The organism is Ruegeria sp. CDSA021 (assembly GCF_059612325.1).
In genome coordinates this window covers 363,082-378,353 of record NZ_JBXWQJ010000003.1, presented here as the reverse complement: position 1 = coordinate 378,353, position 15,272 = coordinate 363,082, and the positions used below count along the sequence as shown (strand labels likewise).

At 57.0% G+C, this 15,272-nt stretch carries 16 protein-coding genes; 8 read left to right on the top strand and 8 right to left on the bottom strand.

Features of this window, described 5'->3' with window-relative positions; genetic code table 11:
- Positions 1–377: 377 nt before the first annotated feature.
- Positions 378–1,649: a cytochrome-c peroxidase gene (locus tag AC2FLD_RS06345; protein ID WP_496667982.1), complete on the bottom strand. Its 1,272-nt coding sequence runs from the start codon at positions 1,647–1,649 to the stop codon at positions 378–380.
- A gap of 15 nt (positions 1,650–1,664) precedes the next feature.
- On the opposite strand from AC2FLD_RS06345, the gene AC2FLD_RS06340 reads away from it, so the two are divergent.
- The gene (locus tag AC2FLD_RS06340; RefSeq protein ID WP_496667981.1) at positions 1,665–2,135 is read left to right on the top strand and encodes a tetratricopeptide repeat protein; all 471 of its coding nucleotides are present in this window, start codon (positions 1,665–1,667) and stop codon (positions 2,133–2,135) included.
- 30 nt (positions 2,136–2,165) lie between these two features.
- Here AC2FLD_RS06340 and AC2FLD_RS06335 read toward each other — a convergent pair whose 3' ends face one another.
- From AC2FLD_RS06335 to AC2FLD_RS06310, 6 genes are read right to left on the bottom strand one after another with little or no spacing between them, the layout of a single operon-like run.
- Positions 2,166–3,227 (bottom strand): TRAP transporter substrate-binding protein, encoded by a 1,062-nt coding sequence (locus AC2FLD_RS06335; protein WP_496667980.1) that lies wholly within the window; start codon positions 3,225–3,227, stop codon positions 2,166–2,168.
- Positions 3,228–3,251: 24 nt separating this feature from the next.
- Complete coding sequence (locus AC2FLD_RS06330) at positions 3,252–4,541, bottom strand: TRAP transporter large permease (protein WP_496667979.1); 1,290 nt, start codon at positions 4,539–4,541, stop codon at positions 3,252–3,254.
- The gene (locus AC2FLD_RS06325; RefSeq protein WP_050603411.1) at positions 4,542–5,129 is read right to left on the bottom strand and encodes a TRAP transporter small permease; all 588 of its coding nucleotides are present in this window, start codon (positions 5,127–5,129) and stop codon (positions 4,542–4,544) included.
- A 53-nt stretch (positions 5,130–5,182) separates the two neighbouring features.
- Entirely contained in the window at positions 5,183–5,698 is a 516-nt protein-coding gene (locus tag AC2FLD_RS06320) for a flavin reductase family protein (RefSeq protein WP_496667978.1), read from the bottom strand.
- Positions 5,698–6,588, bottom strand: coding sequence for an aldo/keto reductase (locus AC2FLD_RS06315; protein WP_496667977.1), 891 nt, complete (start codon positions 6,586–6,588; stop codon positions 5,698–5,700). Before AC2FLD_RS06315 ends, AC2FLD_RS06320 begins: the two co-directional genes overlap by 1 nt.
- A complete protein-coding gene (locus AC2FLD_RS06310) occupies positions 6,588–7,742 on the bottom strand; it encodes an LLM class flavin-dependent oxidoreductase (RefSeq protein ID WP_496667976.1) in 1,155 nt (384 codons plus the stop codon). The genes AC2FLD_RS06315 and AC2FLD_RS06310 overlap by 1 nt, the downstream gene beginning before the upstream one ends.
- A 105-nt stretch (positions 7,743–7,847) precedes the next feature.
- Here AC2FLD_RS06310 and AC2FLD_RS06305 point away from each other — a divergent pair, with 105 nt between their 5' ends.
- The 6 genes from AC2FLD_RS06305 (at position 7,848) to AC2FLD_RS06280 (ending at position 12,169) form a co-directional block, all read left to right on the top strand.
- Positions 7,848–8,558 (top strand): GntR family transcriptional regulator, encoded by a 711-nt coding sequence (locus AC2FLD_RS06305; RefSeq protein ID WP_496667975.1) that lies wholly within the window; start codon positions 7,848–7,850, stop codon positions 8,556–8,558.
- Between the two features lie 12 nt (positions 8,559–8,570).
- On the top strand, positions 8,571–9,668 hold the full coding sequence (locus tag AC2FLD_RS06300; RefSeq protein ID WP_496667973.1) for a Gfo/Idh/MocA family protein: 1,098 nt from the start codon (positions 8,571–8,573) through the stop codon (positions 9,666–9,668).
- Positions 9,669–10,178: 510 nt separating this feature from the next.
- On the top strand, positions 10,179–10,394 hold the full coding sequence (locus tag AC2FLD_RS06295; RefSeq protein ID WP_496667972.1) for a hypothetical protein: 216 nt from the start codon (positions 10,179–10,181) through the stop codon (positions 10,392–10,394).
- Positions 10,391–10,834, top strand: a complete 444-nt coding sequence (locus AC2FLD_RS06290; protein WP_496667971.1) for a hypothetical protein — start codon at positions 10,391–10,393, stop codon at positions 10,832–10,834. Before AC2FLD_RS06295 ends, AC2FLD_RS06290 begins: the two co-directional genes overlap by 4 nt.
- A 10-nt stretch (positions 10,835–10,844) precedes the next feature.
- On the top strand, positions 10,845–11,207 hold the full coding sequence (locus AC2FLD_RS06285) for a tautomerase family protein (protein ID WP_496667970.1): 363 nt from the start codon (positions 10,845–10,847) through the stop codon (positions 11,205–11,207).
- Positions 11,208–11,515: 308 nt separating this feature from the next.
- The gene (locus AC2FLD_RS06280; protein ID WP_496667969.1) at positions 11,516–12,169 is read left to right on the top strand and encodes a hypothetical protein; all 654 of its coding nucleotides are present in this window, start codon (positions 11,516–11,518) and stop codon (positions 12,167–12,169) included.
- A gap of 271 nt (positions 12,170–12,440) precedes the next feature.
- On the opposite strand, the gene purD is transcribed toward AC2FLD_RS06280, so the two are convergent.
- Positions 12,441–13,709 (bottom strand): phosphoribosylamine--glycine ligase, encoded by a 1,269-nt coding sequence (purD, locus tag AC2FLD_RS06275; protein WP_496667968.1) that lies wholly within the window; start codon positions 13,707–13,709, stop codon positions 12,441–12,443.
- 75 nt (positions 13,710–13,784) lie between these two features.
- On the opposite strand from purD, the gene xseA reads away from it, so the two are divergent.
- Positions 13,785–15,269 (top strand): exodeoxyribonuclease VII large subunit, encoded by a 1,485-nt coding sequence (gene xseA, locus AC2FLD_RS06270; protein WP_496668000.1) that lies wholly within the window; start codon positions 13,785–13,787, stop codon positions 15,267–15,269.
- Positions 15,270–15,272: the final 3 nt, after the last annotated feature.

The window sequence follows — 15,272 nt, the reverse complement described above, 5'->3', positions numbered from 1 at the left end:
GTAGTTGTTGCCTCAGCTAATCGGGGTGCTCGCAGTGTCTAAAGCGGACCTTCGCCGCGGGTTCAACAAAAACGGCCCAAAGCCGACCTCCGGCGATAACCATCGATGCTGCGATGCGGCCCGTCAAACCGGACTTTAGCCGCAGCTGCGAAGCCAAAGCGTAGATGATCTCACACAAAACCGGCATTTGAAACCTGCGCTCAGCAAGGTGGAATTCCGCGCGTCCGAGGCCCATTCGGACACAACCGCCCAACCCGATGCGTTGGTCCCACAACAGCTAACTGCCGAGATTTGCCCCGCTGCAAATGGTGTACGTGATTGAGATATAGGCGAAGTACGACAATAGCATTCCGCAACAATATCTTCCTGAGGGATAGCTAAGGAATAAATCCTTTCGGTACCCCAAACTTCAACGAACCTGCGCTGACACCTGTCAACGAATGTAAAAATGCAATCAGGTTTTGAATTTCTAACTCCGTGAGTTGGATCGGAACAATGTCATTTTTTTTGCGTTGCCGCTCCATCTCATAGTAGTCCTCCCAAACTAAGAAATCAGTTTTTTGCAACCATGGCACCTCGGGCAATGCAGCCATTTTGGGACTCCATTTTTCTAGGCTTGCCTGCGGGTCTAAATGATGGCGAACGACGCTTTCAAGATCGGGGAAGGCGCCATTGTGACCGTAAGGCGCAGTCAGGGCAACGTTGCGCAACATAGGGGTGCGAAACCTATAAGCATCCTCAAGGCGGTTGCTTTCACCCATGCGGCCAACATCCCGGACAACGGGATCCCACTGACGGGTGCGGCCCGGCCCAAAGGGCGGTAATCCCAAGGCATGGAACTTCTGATCTGACATGAGCGGTCCGGTGTGGCAGGTGGAGCAGCGGGCTTTGCCGTAGAAAAGCTTCACCCCATCCAATTGGGCCGGTGAAAGGGCATTTGCGTCACCTGCGAGGTAGTGGTCAAACTGGCTGTCGGTACTACGCCACTCGATCGCCATGAATGCGGCCAGAGCGTTGGCGACTTGCGTTATAGTGATGTCTTCGGTCGTCTCGACCTCATCAAAGGCGGCGACGATGGCCGGACCATAGCGTGGATCGGTGCGGACGCGTTTCGCCAGAATCGGCCAGCCCTTGTCAATACGATTATGCACCGCGCCTGTAACCTCATTCTCGGCCACATTGCCCGCCATCTCAAATTGTGAAGTCAGGGGAAACAGAGCCTGGGCCGCCAGCAGGGAATTCAGACCCTCAGGCAGCCACTCCTGTGCTGGGGAATTGAAGGCATTGCCGTAGACGTTGGAAATGCTCAGCCGGCCGTCGTGAAATACGGTATGAATTTCCTTGGCCCCAAGGTTCCATAGGCCCGGAGAGTTGCGAGGGATGCGTTTGCGTATTCTGTCTGCCCTAGTGCCGGGTGTGCGGTCCGGCCCCAACCCCTGCCCGCCTTCTCCTATACCCAGTGACAACCCGTCCGAGGTGCCGAAATCCGGGTGGTGACAATGGGCGCAGGTGATGTTGCGGTTGCCTGACAGGATCGGGTCGTAAAACAGTTGATGACCGACGGCGGCCTGTTCCATATCAAAAGGAACAAAGTCATCATTGGTTAGCGGGCGCGGCAAATCCTGTGCCGCCGCGGCCCCAACCCACAAGAGAGCAACTATCCCATGCGCCAGCTTGTTTTCGCCCTTTGCGTATTTGCGTCTCCGGCCCTGGCTGAACTGGAGCAAGCTCGCGATATGATGGAAGCCGGTCAGTTCGAAGCCGCGCGCGAGGAACTTCTTCCAGCCGCTCGCTCGGGCAACGCCGAGGCCGAGGAGTTGATTGGCGTGATGTACGGGCTGGGTCTCGGGGTCGAGCAGGATTACGAACGGGCCTTTGAATGGTATCTGCGCGCCTCGATGAAGGGGCATCCGGGGGCTCAGTCGGGCGTTGGCTGGTATTATGAATTGGGTCTGGGCATGCCCGCGCCCGATCTTGTGCGAGCCTACTTGTGGTACACGCTCAGCGCCATTGGCGGCGACCCCGACGCGGCGATCAGCCTTGAGGAAGTGGTTAAGAAAATGTCGCCGGAGCAGATCGAAAGGGCGCATGTGCTTGTCAACGACTACAAAGGGTGGATGTACCCGTTTCGGTGATGGCCGGGCCGCAAAGCCCGGCCCTTGCATTTAGTTAAGGTCTGCTGCGCGTGAGGCGTTCACATCGGCCTCAGCCGCAGTAACCGCTTCGGTCAACGCGCCAAAGATTTCATCCCCGCGGGCGACGTTGGACTGGAACCAGTCATAAACCGGGGTTGCGGCCTCTTTGAACGCAGCCTTCTGATCAGGCGTCAGGACATAGAGGTCCCCACCACCGGCGACAAAATCCTCATAGGCCTGAATCGACTTTCGCTTGGGCGAGGCAAAGGTGGCCTGTTGCAGCGCATAGAAACCGTCGACAACGACGCGGCGCATTTCCTCGGGCATCTCTTGGAACTTGGCGTTGTTCATCCACCACAGCGCTCCCATATAGGCATGGCCGTCCAGCGTGACATATTGCAGACCCGCGTCAGGGAATTTCATGCCCATAATGTCGGTGATGCCGTTCTTGGATCCCTCGACCACGCCGGTCTGGAAGCTAGTGAACAGTTCCGGCCATGGGATCGGTGTCGGCGAAGCTCCCAGAGCTTTGACAAGTTCCTGCGGCAGGTCGGCGACCACGGTGCGGATTTTCAGACCTTCCATGTCGGCAGGATCGGCAATGCGGCGCTGGGTATTGGCGAAGTTGCGCCAGCCGCCGGTGTTGCCAATGGTCATAAGACGTATCGCACCCCCAGAATCTTCCAGTGCCATGTCGCGCATGGTGCGGGTGAAGTCGCCGGACAGAACATGCTCGGCAATGCGGTCATCGGCCATCAGGTAGGGCAGGTCCAGAACCTGCACGTAAGGAAAGATGCCCGAGGCCCCGCCCGAGGTGGAGATGTAGATGTCGATGGTGCCATCGGCCACGCCTTGCAGGCATTCCGCGCCGTTCGAACACAGTTGGGTGCCGATGAACAGTTCGACCTCAATCGCACCGTTCGAGGCTGCCTCGACATAGTTCTTGAAGACGATCAGGCCGTCATAATCTTCGTCATTTTCGTTCGAGTTGGCAGTAGCGCGCAGTGTGTAGTCGGCAGCTGTGGCGGCCATAGCGGACACGGCCACAAACGATGTGGCCACCGCTGCGGTTTTGATGAAGTTTCTGAGCATGCGTTTCCTCCCTGTGGAACTCAGTTAGTTGGCAAATCCCGTTATCCTAGGGATAGTCATTGATAGTGCGGGGATATAGGTGATTAGGAAGATCACTATGATTTCGACGGCCAGGAACGGCAGGATCGCCTTGGCGATTGTTTCGACCCGTTCGCGGGATACGGCGGCGGCGACAAACAGGACCAAGCCCATCGGCGGAGTGGCGAGGCCGACGGTCAGGTTGACGCTCATGATGATGGCGAAATGGATCGGGTCTACACCAAGGCTGGTGAAGATGGGTCCAAGGATCGGGCCAAGGATGATGATCGCGGGGCCTGCATCTAGAAACATGCCGACGATGAATAGCAGCAGGTTGATCAGGAACAGCAAGATAAGCGGGTTTTCCGACAGGCTGAGGATCAGTGAGGCCAGTTGTTCCGGCGCATGGCTGAGGCTGACAACCGTCTTGAACGCCATCGCCGCGCCGACCAGCAGCAGGACGACGGCGGAGGTCATGCCTGCGTTGCTGAGAACTTTTGGCACTTCTTTCCAAGTCAGCGTGCGCAAGACGAAGAAGCCGATGATGAAGGCGTAACCCACGGCGACGGCGGCGGCCTCGGTTGGTGTGAAAATGCCGCCCAGAATGCCGCCTAGAATGATCACCGGGGTCATCAATGGGAAAAAGGCTTTCAGGCTGGCTTGACGCCGTTCGGACCAAGTGTATTTTCGGCTGGCAACGGGGAAGTCATAACGGTCTGCCATGAGTTTGATCATCAGCATCAGACCAACGCCGACCATCACGCCGGGGACGATACCCGCCAAAAACAGAGCGGCCACACTTTCGCCCATCACATAGGCGTAAATGATCATGATGCCTGAGGGCGGGATGATTGGACCAATGACTGAACTGGCTGCTGTGATCGCGGCAGCGAATTTGCGGGTATAGCCCTGTCTCTCCATCGCCGGGATCAGCATCGACCCAAGCGCCGAGGTGTCCGCCACGGCGGACCCCGAGAGGCCCGCGAAGAGGATCGAGCTCAGCACGTTCACATGCGCCAGACCACCGCGCAGGTGGCCCATCAGGGCTTGGCTGAACTCGACCAAGCGGATAGTGATGCCACCGCGATTCATCAACTCTCCGGCCAGCATGAAGAAGGGAATCGCCATCAGCGGGAAGCTGTCCATGCCGTTATAGACATTGCGATAGAGCAGCGTGATGTCATTGGCCTGACCGTTGAGCCACAGCAAGATACCGGGCGCGGCCAAAAGGGCAAAAAAGACCGGCAGGCCGATCAGCAGGAAAATCAGGAAGGTGGGCAGGAACCAGATCAGCATTTATTCGGCCCCCACTGCCGCATCGGGAATTTCGGGCAACAGGTGGCCGCCGCCCAGCAGAGTGATGAAGGATCGCAGGATCAGCTCGATATTCACCGAGATCAGCAGGATGATCCCCACCAGCAGCGATGCCATCATCCAACTGCGTGGAATGCGATACCATTCGTCGAACCCGAAAGAGGTGGGCAGATACAGCGCGGCAGTGGCGAATTTGCCGCCAAAGCCGGTAACCTCGGACCAGCCGATGTTGACTGCGACCACCAAGACGGAGAGCGCGATCAAAAGCAGGAAAAGATTCAGCGTTTGGCCGACGACGCGGGGAAGGAAGCGTTCCAGCATGTCTATGGCCACAAAGCCGCCGCGCCGAAAGGCGGTGGGCGCCATAAGACCGGTCATCCACAACATACAGAACCGCGCGGCCTCATCCGGCCAGGGCAGCGCGTTGCCCAGAACGTATCGGAAGAACACCTGGATCAGAATTGCGATCACCATGAGCGCAATCGCAACAATACCAACCGCGCGGCCCAGACGCAGCACGGTTTCGTTCACGAATGCAATCGGCGCAAGCACCGATGCCAGTCCGCTCATGCGGATCCTCCCTTGTTCAGCCGCAGGTATGTCCCACGGTCGTCAAATCGCGCTTAGGCTTTCGCGAATTGGCCGAGTTTCCCAGCATAAAAGGTCAGCGCGTCTCCATCCGACATGCTGGCCTTGAGAACCTTTCCAACTACAATAACGTGATCGCCTGCATCGTGATACGCGTGCTGTTCGCATTCGAACCGAGCAAGGCAGTCCGCCAACACCGGTGTCCCATTCTCACAGCGCTCGTGGTTGATGTCCCGCAGTGCAAAGGCGTCTTTCGAGCAGCCGAAACACAGCTCGGCCTGTTCCGAGGACAGCACGTGGACGCTGAAATGACGGGCTTTGTGGAAATAGGGGAAGCGGCGCGAGTTGCGGTCTCCGGCCCACATGATCAGCGGTGGGTCGAGCGATAGGGACGAAAAGCTGTTCGCGGTGATGCAGACCGGCCCGTCCGCGCTATCACAAGTGACGATGGTGACACCGGTCGCAAAGCGGCCGAAGGCATCGCGCAAGGTGCGGGTGTCCTCCTTTTGCGGAACGAAGGTGTGGGTCATGTCCTTTGAGATTGCGTTCATCATGGAACCTCGTGCCCCAGTGCCGCCTCGTACAGGCGGAACCAGCTTTCCCGATCCAGTTTGACTTTCAATGCGTCCGAGGCGCGTTTGATCCGGTCCAGACTGTTGGTGCCTAGAACCGGCAGGATGCTGGCCGGATGGGTCAGCAGGAACGCCACGGCGACGGCGGCGCGATCCACGCCGAACTCGGCTGCGATTTCATCAGCGACAACCCCAACCGGTGGGTTTCCGGCCATCAACAGGCCTCCACCTAGCGGCGACCATGCCATCAACGGATGGCCATGCTGTTGGTGAAACGCCAGGTCTCCGTTGGTGAAGGGGCTGATCTCACCCAGAGAAATTTCGATCTGGTTGGTGACCAACTGCGTTTTCATCGCCGATTGCAGCAACGACCAATCCCACGGGCGGAAGTTGGAAACACCGACGGCGCCGACCTTGCCACTGGCAACAACCTCATCCAGAGCTGCTCCAGTTTCATGGTGGTCCATCATGGGATCTGGGCGGTGGATCAGCAGCAGATCGATGTGGTCAATCGCCATTTCGGACAGCGACGTGTCGACCGATTTCAGAATGTGAGCGCGCGAGGTGTCGTAGTATTTTACTTTCGCATTCGCGTAACGGCCAACCGGCGCGACGATGTCACATTTGGTGACAAATTCCATCTTCTGACGCAGGCTTGGATTGGCGCGCAGGGCCGTGCCCAGCACAGCCTCGGCCTGGTAGCCGCCATAGATGTCGGCCTGATCGAAGGTGGTGATGCCCTGATCCAGACAGGCCTGAATCTTGGCCTCGACATGGCCCGCGGACGTGTCACTGTCATCGCCCAACCGCCACATGCCATACACAAGGCGGCTCATTTCCAGCGAGTCAGATAGTTTCACACGTTGCATCAGCGGCGATCTCCGTTGCCCAGCGGTGTGGCCGGGGTCGTATTTGGAACCCTTCCGTAAGCTTCGGGAAGGGAACAGATCTTCAGGTTCGGCAACACGCGGGCGCCGAAATGACGGGCTTCGTCCAGATGCGGGTAGCCCGAGAAGATGAAAGCGCGGATGCCCATCTTCTGGTATTCCTCGATCTTCGACATAACCTGATCGGTGGATCCGACCAGAGCGGCACCGCAGCCAGACCGCGCCCGGCCAACACCGGTCCAGAGACCGGGTTCGACATAGCCGTACTCATCCGCCAGGTCGCGGTTCCTGGCCTGATGCGCCACACCCAGCGAAGTCGAATCCAGCGCCCGTTCGCGGATGGCGCGACCGTATTCGTCGTCCAGCTTCGAGACGATGTAGTCCGCGTATTCCTGCGCCTCAGCCTCGGTATCGCGAACGATCATATGGACACGCAGGCCGTAATCCAGCGTGCGGTCGTAGTTTTCCGCGACGGCGTGAACAGCCTTCATCCGTTCAGCCAGTTGGTCCTTGGTTTCAGGCCACATCAGATAGACATCGCAATGCTCACCACACAGATCCAAAGCGGAGGGAGAATAGCCGCCGAAATAGAGTAGCGGCCCTCCAGCCTGGTATGGCTTGACTGGGTCAGTGGTCAGGCCCGAGAAGTTATAGACTTCGCCTGCATGATTGATCTCATCCTTGGTCCAGGCCTGTTTCAGAATCTCCACCACTTCGCGCGAGCGTTGGTAGCGGAACGCGCTGTCGGCTTTCTCACCGGGAAAGTCGGATGAGATGATGTTAACCGTCAACCGCCCCTTCAGCATGTGATCCAGCGTTGCGATGGTGCGGGCCAGCATGATCGGTTGCATCTCACCACAGCGTACGGCGGCCAGCAGGTTGATCCGGTCGGTGATCGGAGCGCAGCCGGCGACAAAGCTCAGCGTGTCTTGACCGACCTGATAGGAGGACGGGCAGAGGATGTTGCGAAAACCCTGCGCTTCGACCTCCTTCACAATGTTCGAACAATGCTCCCAACTCGACCGCAGGTCGCCATCGGGAACGCCAAGGAACCGGTAATCATCGGAACACAGCGCGGCAAACCACGAAACTTCGGCCGCATCCAGATCGGGGGATGTGATGGGGACGATGCTCATTTGATTTACGCTCCGTACATCTTTGACTTTCCTCTTGCGTAGCAATCGCTTTGATGTAGATCAATAGTGTATCAATTTTTCCTGCGGCCGAGTGAAGCGTCTACTGTGCCTGTGTCCAACCGAAACCCAAATGCCCTGCCGGTATTTACTCAGATCGCGGAACTTCTGATCCGTGACATCTCGGCTGGTCGCCTTATTGAAGGAGAGCGCTTGCCACCCGAGCGCGAGATGGCCGCGGAGTTGAATGTCTCGGTTGGAACGCTACGAAAATCGCTCTCTGAGCTAGAAAAAAAGGGGATGTTGGAGCGTATCCAAGGCTCAGGAAACTACATCCGCGAGACCGGCACACAAAATAGCGTCTATGCAATGTTCCGGCTGGAACTACCTGAAGGGGGTGGCCTGCCACGTGCGGAAATCCTGTCAGTTGACCATCTGAAAAAGCCAATCGATCTGCCTAAATTCGGTGATTCTGATGCCGGTTCGCGCGTGCGGCGGATGCGCTACCTGAATGATACAATCATCGCTGTCGAAGAAATCTGGCTAGACGAATCAGCTGGTCTGGTCGACCAGAGCCTACTGTCCGACTCACTCTATCGCTATTATCAGCGGCAATTGGGATTTTGGATCGCAAGAGCCGAAGACAGAGTATCGGTCCGGCCGCTACCGGACTGGACCCCTCCTGAATTTACCAAACCAGCGGGCCAAGCGGTAGGTTACATTGAGCGGTTCAGCTGGTCGGAAAACGCCGAAGCCGTTGAATTCTCAAAAACATGGTTCGACCCAGATCGGGCCAACTACGTACAACGTTTGAAGTAAAAGGAATCGCACATGACCCGGACCATCAATTACGGGCTGATTGGATGCGGAATGATGGGGCAAGAGCACCTGCACAATATCGGATTGCTGGAAGGTACTAATGTGTCAGCGATCTTTGAGCCCGATCCAGAGATGACAAAAGTCGCCAAGGCACTTGCGCCAACTGCAGCCATGGTTGGTTCCGTGCAAGAGCTTCTGGCGGTTGAAGAACTGGACTGCGTCGTCATTGTTAGCCCAAACCATTTTCATGTAGACCAGATTTGCGAAATCGCTGAAACACGTCCACTACCGCTTTTGGTAGAAAAGCCATTGTTCACCGACCCGCAAGACGTGACCCGACTCGAGCAGTTGCAGCGCGACTACCCCTGCCCGGTTTGGGTCGCGATGGAATACCGGTACATGCCCCCTATTGCTGCTCTGATCGAGAAGACTCAGGCGACAGGTGGTATAAAAATGTTATCGATCCGCGAGCATCGATTTCCATTCCTGGAAAAGGTCGGCCACTGGAACCGTTTCAACCGCAATACTGGCGGTACTTTTGTTGAAAAATGCTGCCACTTCTTCGACCTAATGCGCCTGATATTGCAATCCGACCCGGTACGGATAACGGCAAGTGGTGGGCAGGCGGTGAACCATTTGGACGAGAGTTACGACGGCCAAACCCCAGATATTCTGGATCACGGCTATGTTCTTGTCGACTTTGCTTCGGGCGCGCGCGCGATGTTGGAACTTTGCATGTTTGCCGAAGGCTCTCGCTATCAGGAAGAAATTTCGGCCGTCGGACCAGATGTTAAAATCGAGGCGCTGGTTCCAGGACCCGGACGCTTTTGGCAGGATCACTTGGGCGCCCCCCCGCCTCCGCGTGTAATTATTAGTCCGCGCATTCCCAAAGGTCCCGTATCAATGGACGTTCCAGTGGACCCAAATCTGTTGGCGGCTGGGGATCACAATGGGTCGACCTACTACCAGCATGAAGGATTCTTGGCTGTGCTTCGTGGCGAAAAAGCAAAGCCGGATGTGAGTTTGAATGACGGCCTCTGGGCCGTCAGGATGGGGCAAGCGGCGCAACAGGCAATAGACACCAGCGAAACAGTATACATGGTTGATTGAATGAGATCAAAAACGCGGGTGCGTTTTGCAGCCGCTAAATAGCCCCATATTGCGTGAACTTATGTCATATATCGCCACTCGAGTTGGCAAAGGGCCATTTATAGCGACTGTAGAAGCCTACTTTTCCGCATTCCCGCTGGGATGCCCACCCTACACTATTTGTCCTGCCTTTCCGGCTGCGAAAGGCCGCTTTTCATGATCGAGTGAGATGCTCTTTCGGTTGCAGCGAATGCCCGCTTTCCGCCCATTTTGCCGATTACTGCGACGTGTATAGAGGTCACCTTTGGGCTCGGAGCAGCCATTCGCTGCACTATGCAACAATGACTGCAGTGCCGAAGCTTGTAGTCGGTAGTCTATGCAAAGTGATCCGCCACTTCGAAGTCGATTTCTGCAATAGTCACGCCTTCAAACCAGCATTTCCAGAAAATTGAAGATCGCCTGGGTTTCGTGATCTGACGAGTTCCGTTAGCGTCCTGAAGCAACTCGAAAAACAGAAGAGAGACAAACTGCATGATCTATCCAGCTACAGAGATAGTCTTCCACAACTATCCGCAATCACCCGTAGCTGAGAAAGTGCGCGTGGCTTTCGGTATCAAGCAGCTGTCCTGGCGCGATGTCGAGATCCCGCGCCTGCCGCCGAAGCCCATGCTGACAGCGCTGACGGGCGGCTACCACATCTTGTCGCTCAGATGCGCGCACCCCTATCTTGGATGGATGCTCAGTTGAGCGACGGGCGTACTTTCTTGCTCGGCTCTGATCCCGCGGCCATTGACGCGCAAATGTACCATATCCTTTGGTTCATTCGTGGGCGGTGGGCCGGTGGCCCTGATCTGCTATCCGAATTTCCTGACCTGATACGGTGGGAAGAAAATGTGCGCGGAATTGGGCATGGGACTTCAAAGGCTATGCGCGCGGAGCACGCAATCGAGCAAGCAAATAACGCCGAGCCCGTGTCGGAAATCGGTGTAGCTCCTCACGATTCGCAGGACCTTCAAATCGATACTTTGGTAACGGTCACCCCTGATGTTGAAGGCGGCGAGCAACCCGTCGAAGGCAAAGTGCGCTACGCAGATGCTGAAACCATTTCGATTGTACGCACAACCGATGAGGTGGGAACAGTCTGCGTACATTTCCCGCGTACAGGCTATCGCATTGCTGTAGCATAAAGGAAAATTCATGCCTGTTATCCGCATAGAAGTGCCAGAAGGCACCCCTCAAGAGTCTAAGAAGAGAATTCGTAAAGGTGTGAAACAAGCCGTTCTGGACACGCTTGCCCCCAAGGAAGTCAAATACGACTACGTCGGTGTGCGCGAAGTCTTCGGCATTTTGGGCGATGGCCTCCCACTAGTTACAGTTGACCTACGCCCAGGTCGCGACGCAGGCCGCAAGAAGGCTTTAGTCGATGCCATTGCGGTGCTGCTGCAAAAGGAACTTAACTCAGACCCTACCGATCTATACGTTCTTTTCCGGGAAAACCCCTCTGAGAACCACTATACTGGTGGTGCTCCGTTGCCTGCGTGGGTGCCTGCAGATCAGTAAAAAAGTCATCCTTAAAAGGGGGTAGCTGATCGGAACAGATTCCTAAAAGTAGTCATGCGAAGACATCGCGGCGTCAGACACTGTGGCCCAGAACTGTCATTCGCTATACTCCGCCTGAATGACAGCCTTGCGAAACGGCGCAACCGTACGAGATTTTGCAAGCGGAGCGAGCTTGATCGGCAAAGCCCCTTGGACAAAACGCTTGCAAACTGGGCAGCGTCTTCAGTCTAATCCTTTCTCAACAACTACGCTGAGCGGATAAAACTGAGCTTGTTTGACGACGTGGTTGCAACAAGGAGTAATAATAAATGTATCGTTCAATTTCACTTTCTGTTTCCGTTGCGGTAAGCCTTCTGGCCGCCGAATCTTTTGCACAAGGAACGAATGTCGCTCATCCGATGGGCTTTTTTGTTACATCAGTTGGATTGGGTGATGGAGGAAACCTCGGCGGCCTCGAAGGCGCTGACGCCCATTGCCAAAGCCTCGCGGCGGCTGCCGGCACTGATGAACGTCAATGGCGCGCGTATTTGTCAACACAGGAAGAAGGAAAACGCGGAATTTCCGCCAGAAGTCGCATCGGACAAGGTCCTTGGTACAACGCAAATGGCGAATTGATCGCTTCGGACCTGGATCAACTGCACATCTTGCCAAACATCTACTACCGGACTGCGGTTGACGAGAATGGAAACAAAATCAAGGGCCGCGGCGATAGCCCCAACGAACACGACATTCTGACCGGCACTCAGGCCGATGGAACCGCCTATTTCCCTTGGCAGGAGGGAGACAAGACGTGCTCGAATTGGACATCCAATGGAGAGGGCTCGGCGACTGTCGGACATCACGATCGTCACGGCGGGGGAAACACATCTTGGAACGCAGCTCACGGTAGTCGTGGTTGTTCTCCTGATGCGCTTCGAGGTACCGGTGGGAACGGCTATTTCTACTGTTTTGCCGCTGACTGACACTTCTACCGGAAAGTCTGCAAATAGCTCGGAGTGGTATCAAATGTCCGCTCTGGGCTCTGGGCAGGCTTTCGCCGCGGTAATAGCCAATGAGCGTAATAGAGCCGTCCGCGCCGTCCAAATATCCTGAACACCATTGGCTTGATAGCGTATTTATTGCCTAAGCGCTCGGATAAGTGCGAGAGCGCCAAGGCATTTAGCCCAAGCTGGCAAGTGCGAAGTGGTGCCATACAAAAGTGCAATCGACGGCTTGGCAGCGCCCCCTGCCCGATCAGCCATCCAGAGCACGCCATCCGATATCGCGTCGAAAGAACCCATCAGACCAATCCACACTGTCAACCATCACATAGGCTCGGTCGCGCGCCTCTTGCAGCGTTTCACCGCGCGCGGTGAAGTTCAAGACACGCCCGCCGGCGGCCTGCACCTGACCCTCAACAGCCTTGGTGCCAGCGTGAAAGACCATGTTGCTGCTGTCTTCAGGCAGCGCGTCCAATCCTTTGATGACAGAGCCTTTCTCGTACGCACCCGGATAGCCATTGGCCGCCATCACAACTGTCATCGCATGATCATCGGCCCAATTGACCCGCATCTCGCCCAGCCGCCCTTCGGCAGCGGCGTGCATCAGATCCATCGCCTGCGCGCCTAGGCGCATCATCAAAACCTGACACTCAGGATCGCCAAAACGCACATTGTATTCCACCAGGCGCGGCTGTCCGTCCTTGATCATCAACCCCGCATAGAGAACGCCCTGAAACGGTGTACCCCGGCGCTTCATCTCGGCAATGGTCGGACGCACGATCTCTTCCATTGCGCGCGCTTCGATCTCTTCGCTCAGCACCGGTGCCGGTGAATACGCCCCCATGCCGCCCGTGTTCAGCCCGGTATCCCCCTCGCCAACACGCTTGTGATCCTGAGCCGTCCCGACAGAGAGTATGTTCTCGCCATCACACAGAACAAACAGCGAGGCTTCTTCACCTTCCATAAATTCCTCGATGACTACCTCGGCGCCCGCACCGCCAAAAGCGCCGCCGAACATGTCGTCAATGGCTTCAAGCGCTGTGCCTTCGTCCATCGCCACGATCACGCCCTTGCCTGCGGCCAAACCATCGGCCTTGACCACAATCGGCGCGCCTTGCGCGCGGATATAGGCCTTGGCGGGCTCGGCTTCGGTGAACCGGGCATAACCTGCGGTGGGGGCATCAGCCGCGTCGCAGATTTCCTTGGTAAAGCTTTTCGAGGCTTCCAACCGGGCAGCTTCGGCCGACGGTCCAAAAACCAGCACACCGGCCTCGCGCAAACGGTCGGCCACGCCAGCGGCCAACGGTGCCTCGGGGCCGACAATTACGAAATCAATCGCGTTTTCTTCAGCAAAGCTGACGACGGCCCCGCCATTCTCGATATTCAAATCCGCACAATCCGCGATCTGAGCGATCCCGGCATTTCCCGGTGCCACGATCAGACGGTCGCATTTGGGGTTTTGCAACACCGCCCAGGCGAGACTGTGTTCGCGCCCGCCGCTGCCGAGAATGAGGATGTTCATGAATGCGCTCCGATCTGCTTGGCCTTGCCTGCGCGGCGTTCTAAGCTGGCCCGGCATATGAAACAAGGCGTTGAAATGTCCGACCTGCTTGATGACCCGATTCCGGGCCAAAATACCCCTGAATACACGGTGTCCGAGATCTCGGGCGAGGTGAAACGGACACTCGAAGGCTCGTTTGGGCGAATCCGTGTGCGCGGTGAGGTCGGGCGCGTGTTCAAAGCACGCTCGGGCCATCTGTACTATGACATCAAAGATGACCGGAACGTTCTGTCCTGCACCACATGGAAAGGACAAATTTCCGGCTTATCCGTGGTGCCGGAGGAAGGGTTAGAGGTCATCGTCACCGGCCGCCTCACCGCTTTTGGGGCGCAATCGAAGTACAACCTGAATGTCGATGAAGTTTCAGTCGCCGGGCAAGGCGCGCTGATGGCGTTGCTGGAAAAGCGCAAGAAACAACTTGAGGCCGAGGGCTTGTTTGCGCCCGAGCGAAAGAAGCCCTTGCCCTATCTGCCGCAGATCATTGGGGTGGTGACATCTCCTTCGGGTGCCGTGATCCGCGACATTCTTCACCGTCTGCGGGACCGGTTTCCGCGCAAGGTGCTGATCTGGCCCGTGGCCGTGCAAGGGGCGAACTGCGCACCTGAGGTCGCCCGCGCCATCGATGGTTTCAACCAGTTGAGGCCCGGAGGTGCATTGCCGCGCCCAGACCTGATCATCGTGGCGCGTGGCGGTGGGTCCATCGAAGATCTTTGGGGCTTTAACGAAGAGGTCGTCGCCCGCGCCGCTGCTGCTTCGGACATACCGCTGATCTCGGCCGTCGGGCACGAAACCGATACAACGCTGATCGACTATGTCTCGGACCGCCGCGCGCCCACGCCCACTGCAGCAGCGGAACTTGCCGTGCCGGTCCGCATGGAACTGCTCGCCTGGACCGGAGAGCAAGGTGCCCGCCTGTCGCGCGCGGCAACGGATGCAGTTCAACGCCGAACCCAAAGGTTGCGCGATCTGTCCCGCGCCCTGCCGCGCCCGGACACCCTGTTGAACACCCCACGACAACGTCTTGATTTAATAGCAGATCGCTTAACCCCTGCCTTGACCCGCGGCGTACAAAACCGCCGTCTGCAAGTGGTGGAAATGTCCGCGCATCTGCGCCCCTCGACCTTGCGCAGCTTGGTAACGACGCGGCAGGAATCGCTGCGCAACCTGTCTTCGCGTCTGTCTCTGCGTCCCATTCAACGAGAAATCGACCAGCAGCGGCAGAGCCTTGCACGGCTTGGAGATCGTATGAGCACCGCCCAGACCACACGGCTGGATCGCCTTCAACAACTGCTTGAATCGACGGACCGCTTGCGTGAAACGCTCAGCTACAAAGCCACACTGGAACGTGGATATGCCGTCGTCCGCGCGGACGGGGACTTGATCACCACCAAAGCGCAGGCCGCGAAACACTCGGCGCTTGAGATCGAATTCACAGATGGCATTCTCGGCACCGGAACAGCGGGAAAACCGACACCCAGGAAACCCAAACCGGACGCCCCGGATCAAGGATCGTTGTTCTGAACC

Excerpts from the sequence above, each read along its gene's own strand:
- AC2FLD_RS06340 (WP_496667981.1), top strand. The coding sequence starts at position 1,665 with ATGCGCCAGCTTGTTTTCGCCCTTTGCGTATTTGCGTCTCCGGCCCTG.
- AC2FLD_RS06335 (WP_496667980.1), bottom strand. The coding sequence starts at position 3,227 with ATGCTCAGAAACTTCATCAAAACCGCAGCGGTGGCCACATCGTTTGTG.
- AC2FLD_RS06330 (WP_496667979.1), bottom strand. The coding sequence starts at position 4,541 with ATGCTGATCTGGTTCCTGCCCACCTTCCTGATTTTCCTGCTGATCGGC.
- AC2FLD_RS06325 (WP_050603411.1), bottom strand. The coding sequence starts at position 5,129 with ATGAGCGGACTGGCATCGGTGCTTGCGCCGATTGCATTCGTGAACGAA.
- AC2FLD_RS06320 (WP_496667978.1), bottom strand. The coding sequence starts at position 5,698 with ATGAACGCAATCTCAAAGGACATGACCCACACCTTCGTTCCGCAAAAG.
- AC2FLD_RS06315 (WP_496667977.1), bottom strand. The coding sequence starts at position 6,588 with ATGCAACGTGTGAAACTATCTGACTCGCTGGAAATGAGCCGCCTTGTG.
- AC2FLD_RS06310 (WP_496667976.1), bottom strand. The coding sequence starts at position 7,742 with ATGAGCATCGTCCCCATCACATCCCCCGATCTGGATGCGGCCGAAGTT.
- AC2FLD_RS06300 (WP_496667973.1), top strand. The coding sequence starts at position 8,571 with ATGACCCGGACCATCAATTACGGGCTGATTGGATGCGGAATGATGGGG.
- AC2FLD_RS06295 (WP_496667972.1), top strand. The coding sequence starts at position 10,179 with ATGATCTATCCAGCTACAGAGATAGTCTTCCACAACTATCCGCAATCA.
- AC2FLD_RS06285 (WP_496667970.1), top strand. The coding sequence starts at position 10,845 with ATGCCTGTTATCCGCATAGAAGTGCCAGAAGGCACCCCTCAAGAGTCT.
- AC2FLD_RS06280 (WP_496667969.1), top strand. The coding sequence starts at position 11,516 with ATGTATCGTTCAATTTCACTTTCTGTTTCCGTTGCGGTAAGCCTTCTG.
- purD (WP_496667968.1), bottom strand. The coding sequence starts at position 13,709 with ATGAACATCCTCATTCTCGGCAGCGGCGGGCGCGAACACAGTCTCGCC.
- xseA (WP_496668000.1), top strand. The coding sequence starts at position 13,785 with ATGTCCGACCTGCTTGATGACCCGATTCCGGGCCAAAATACCCCTGAA.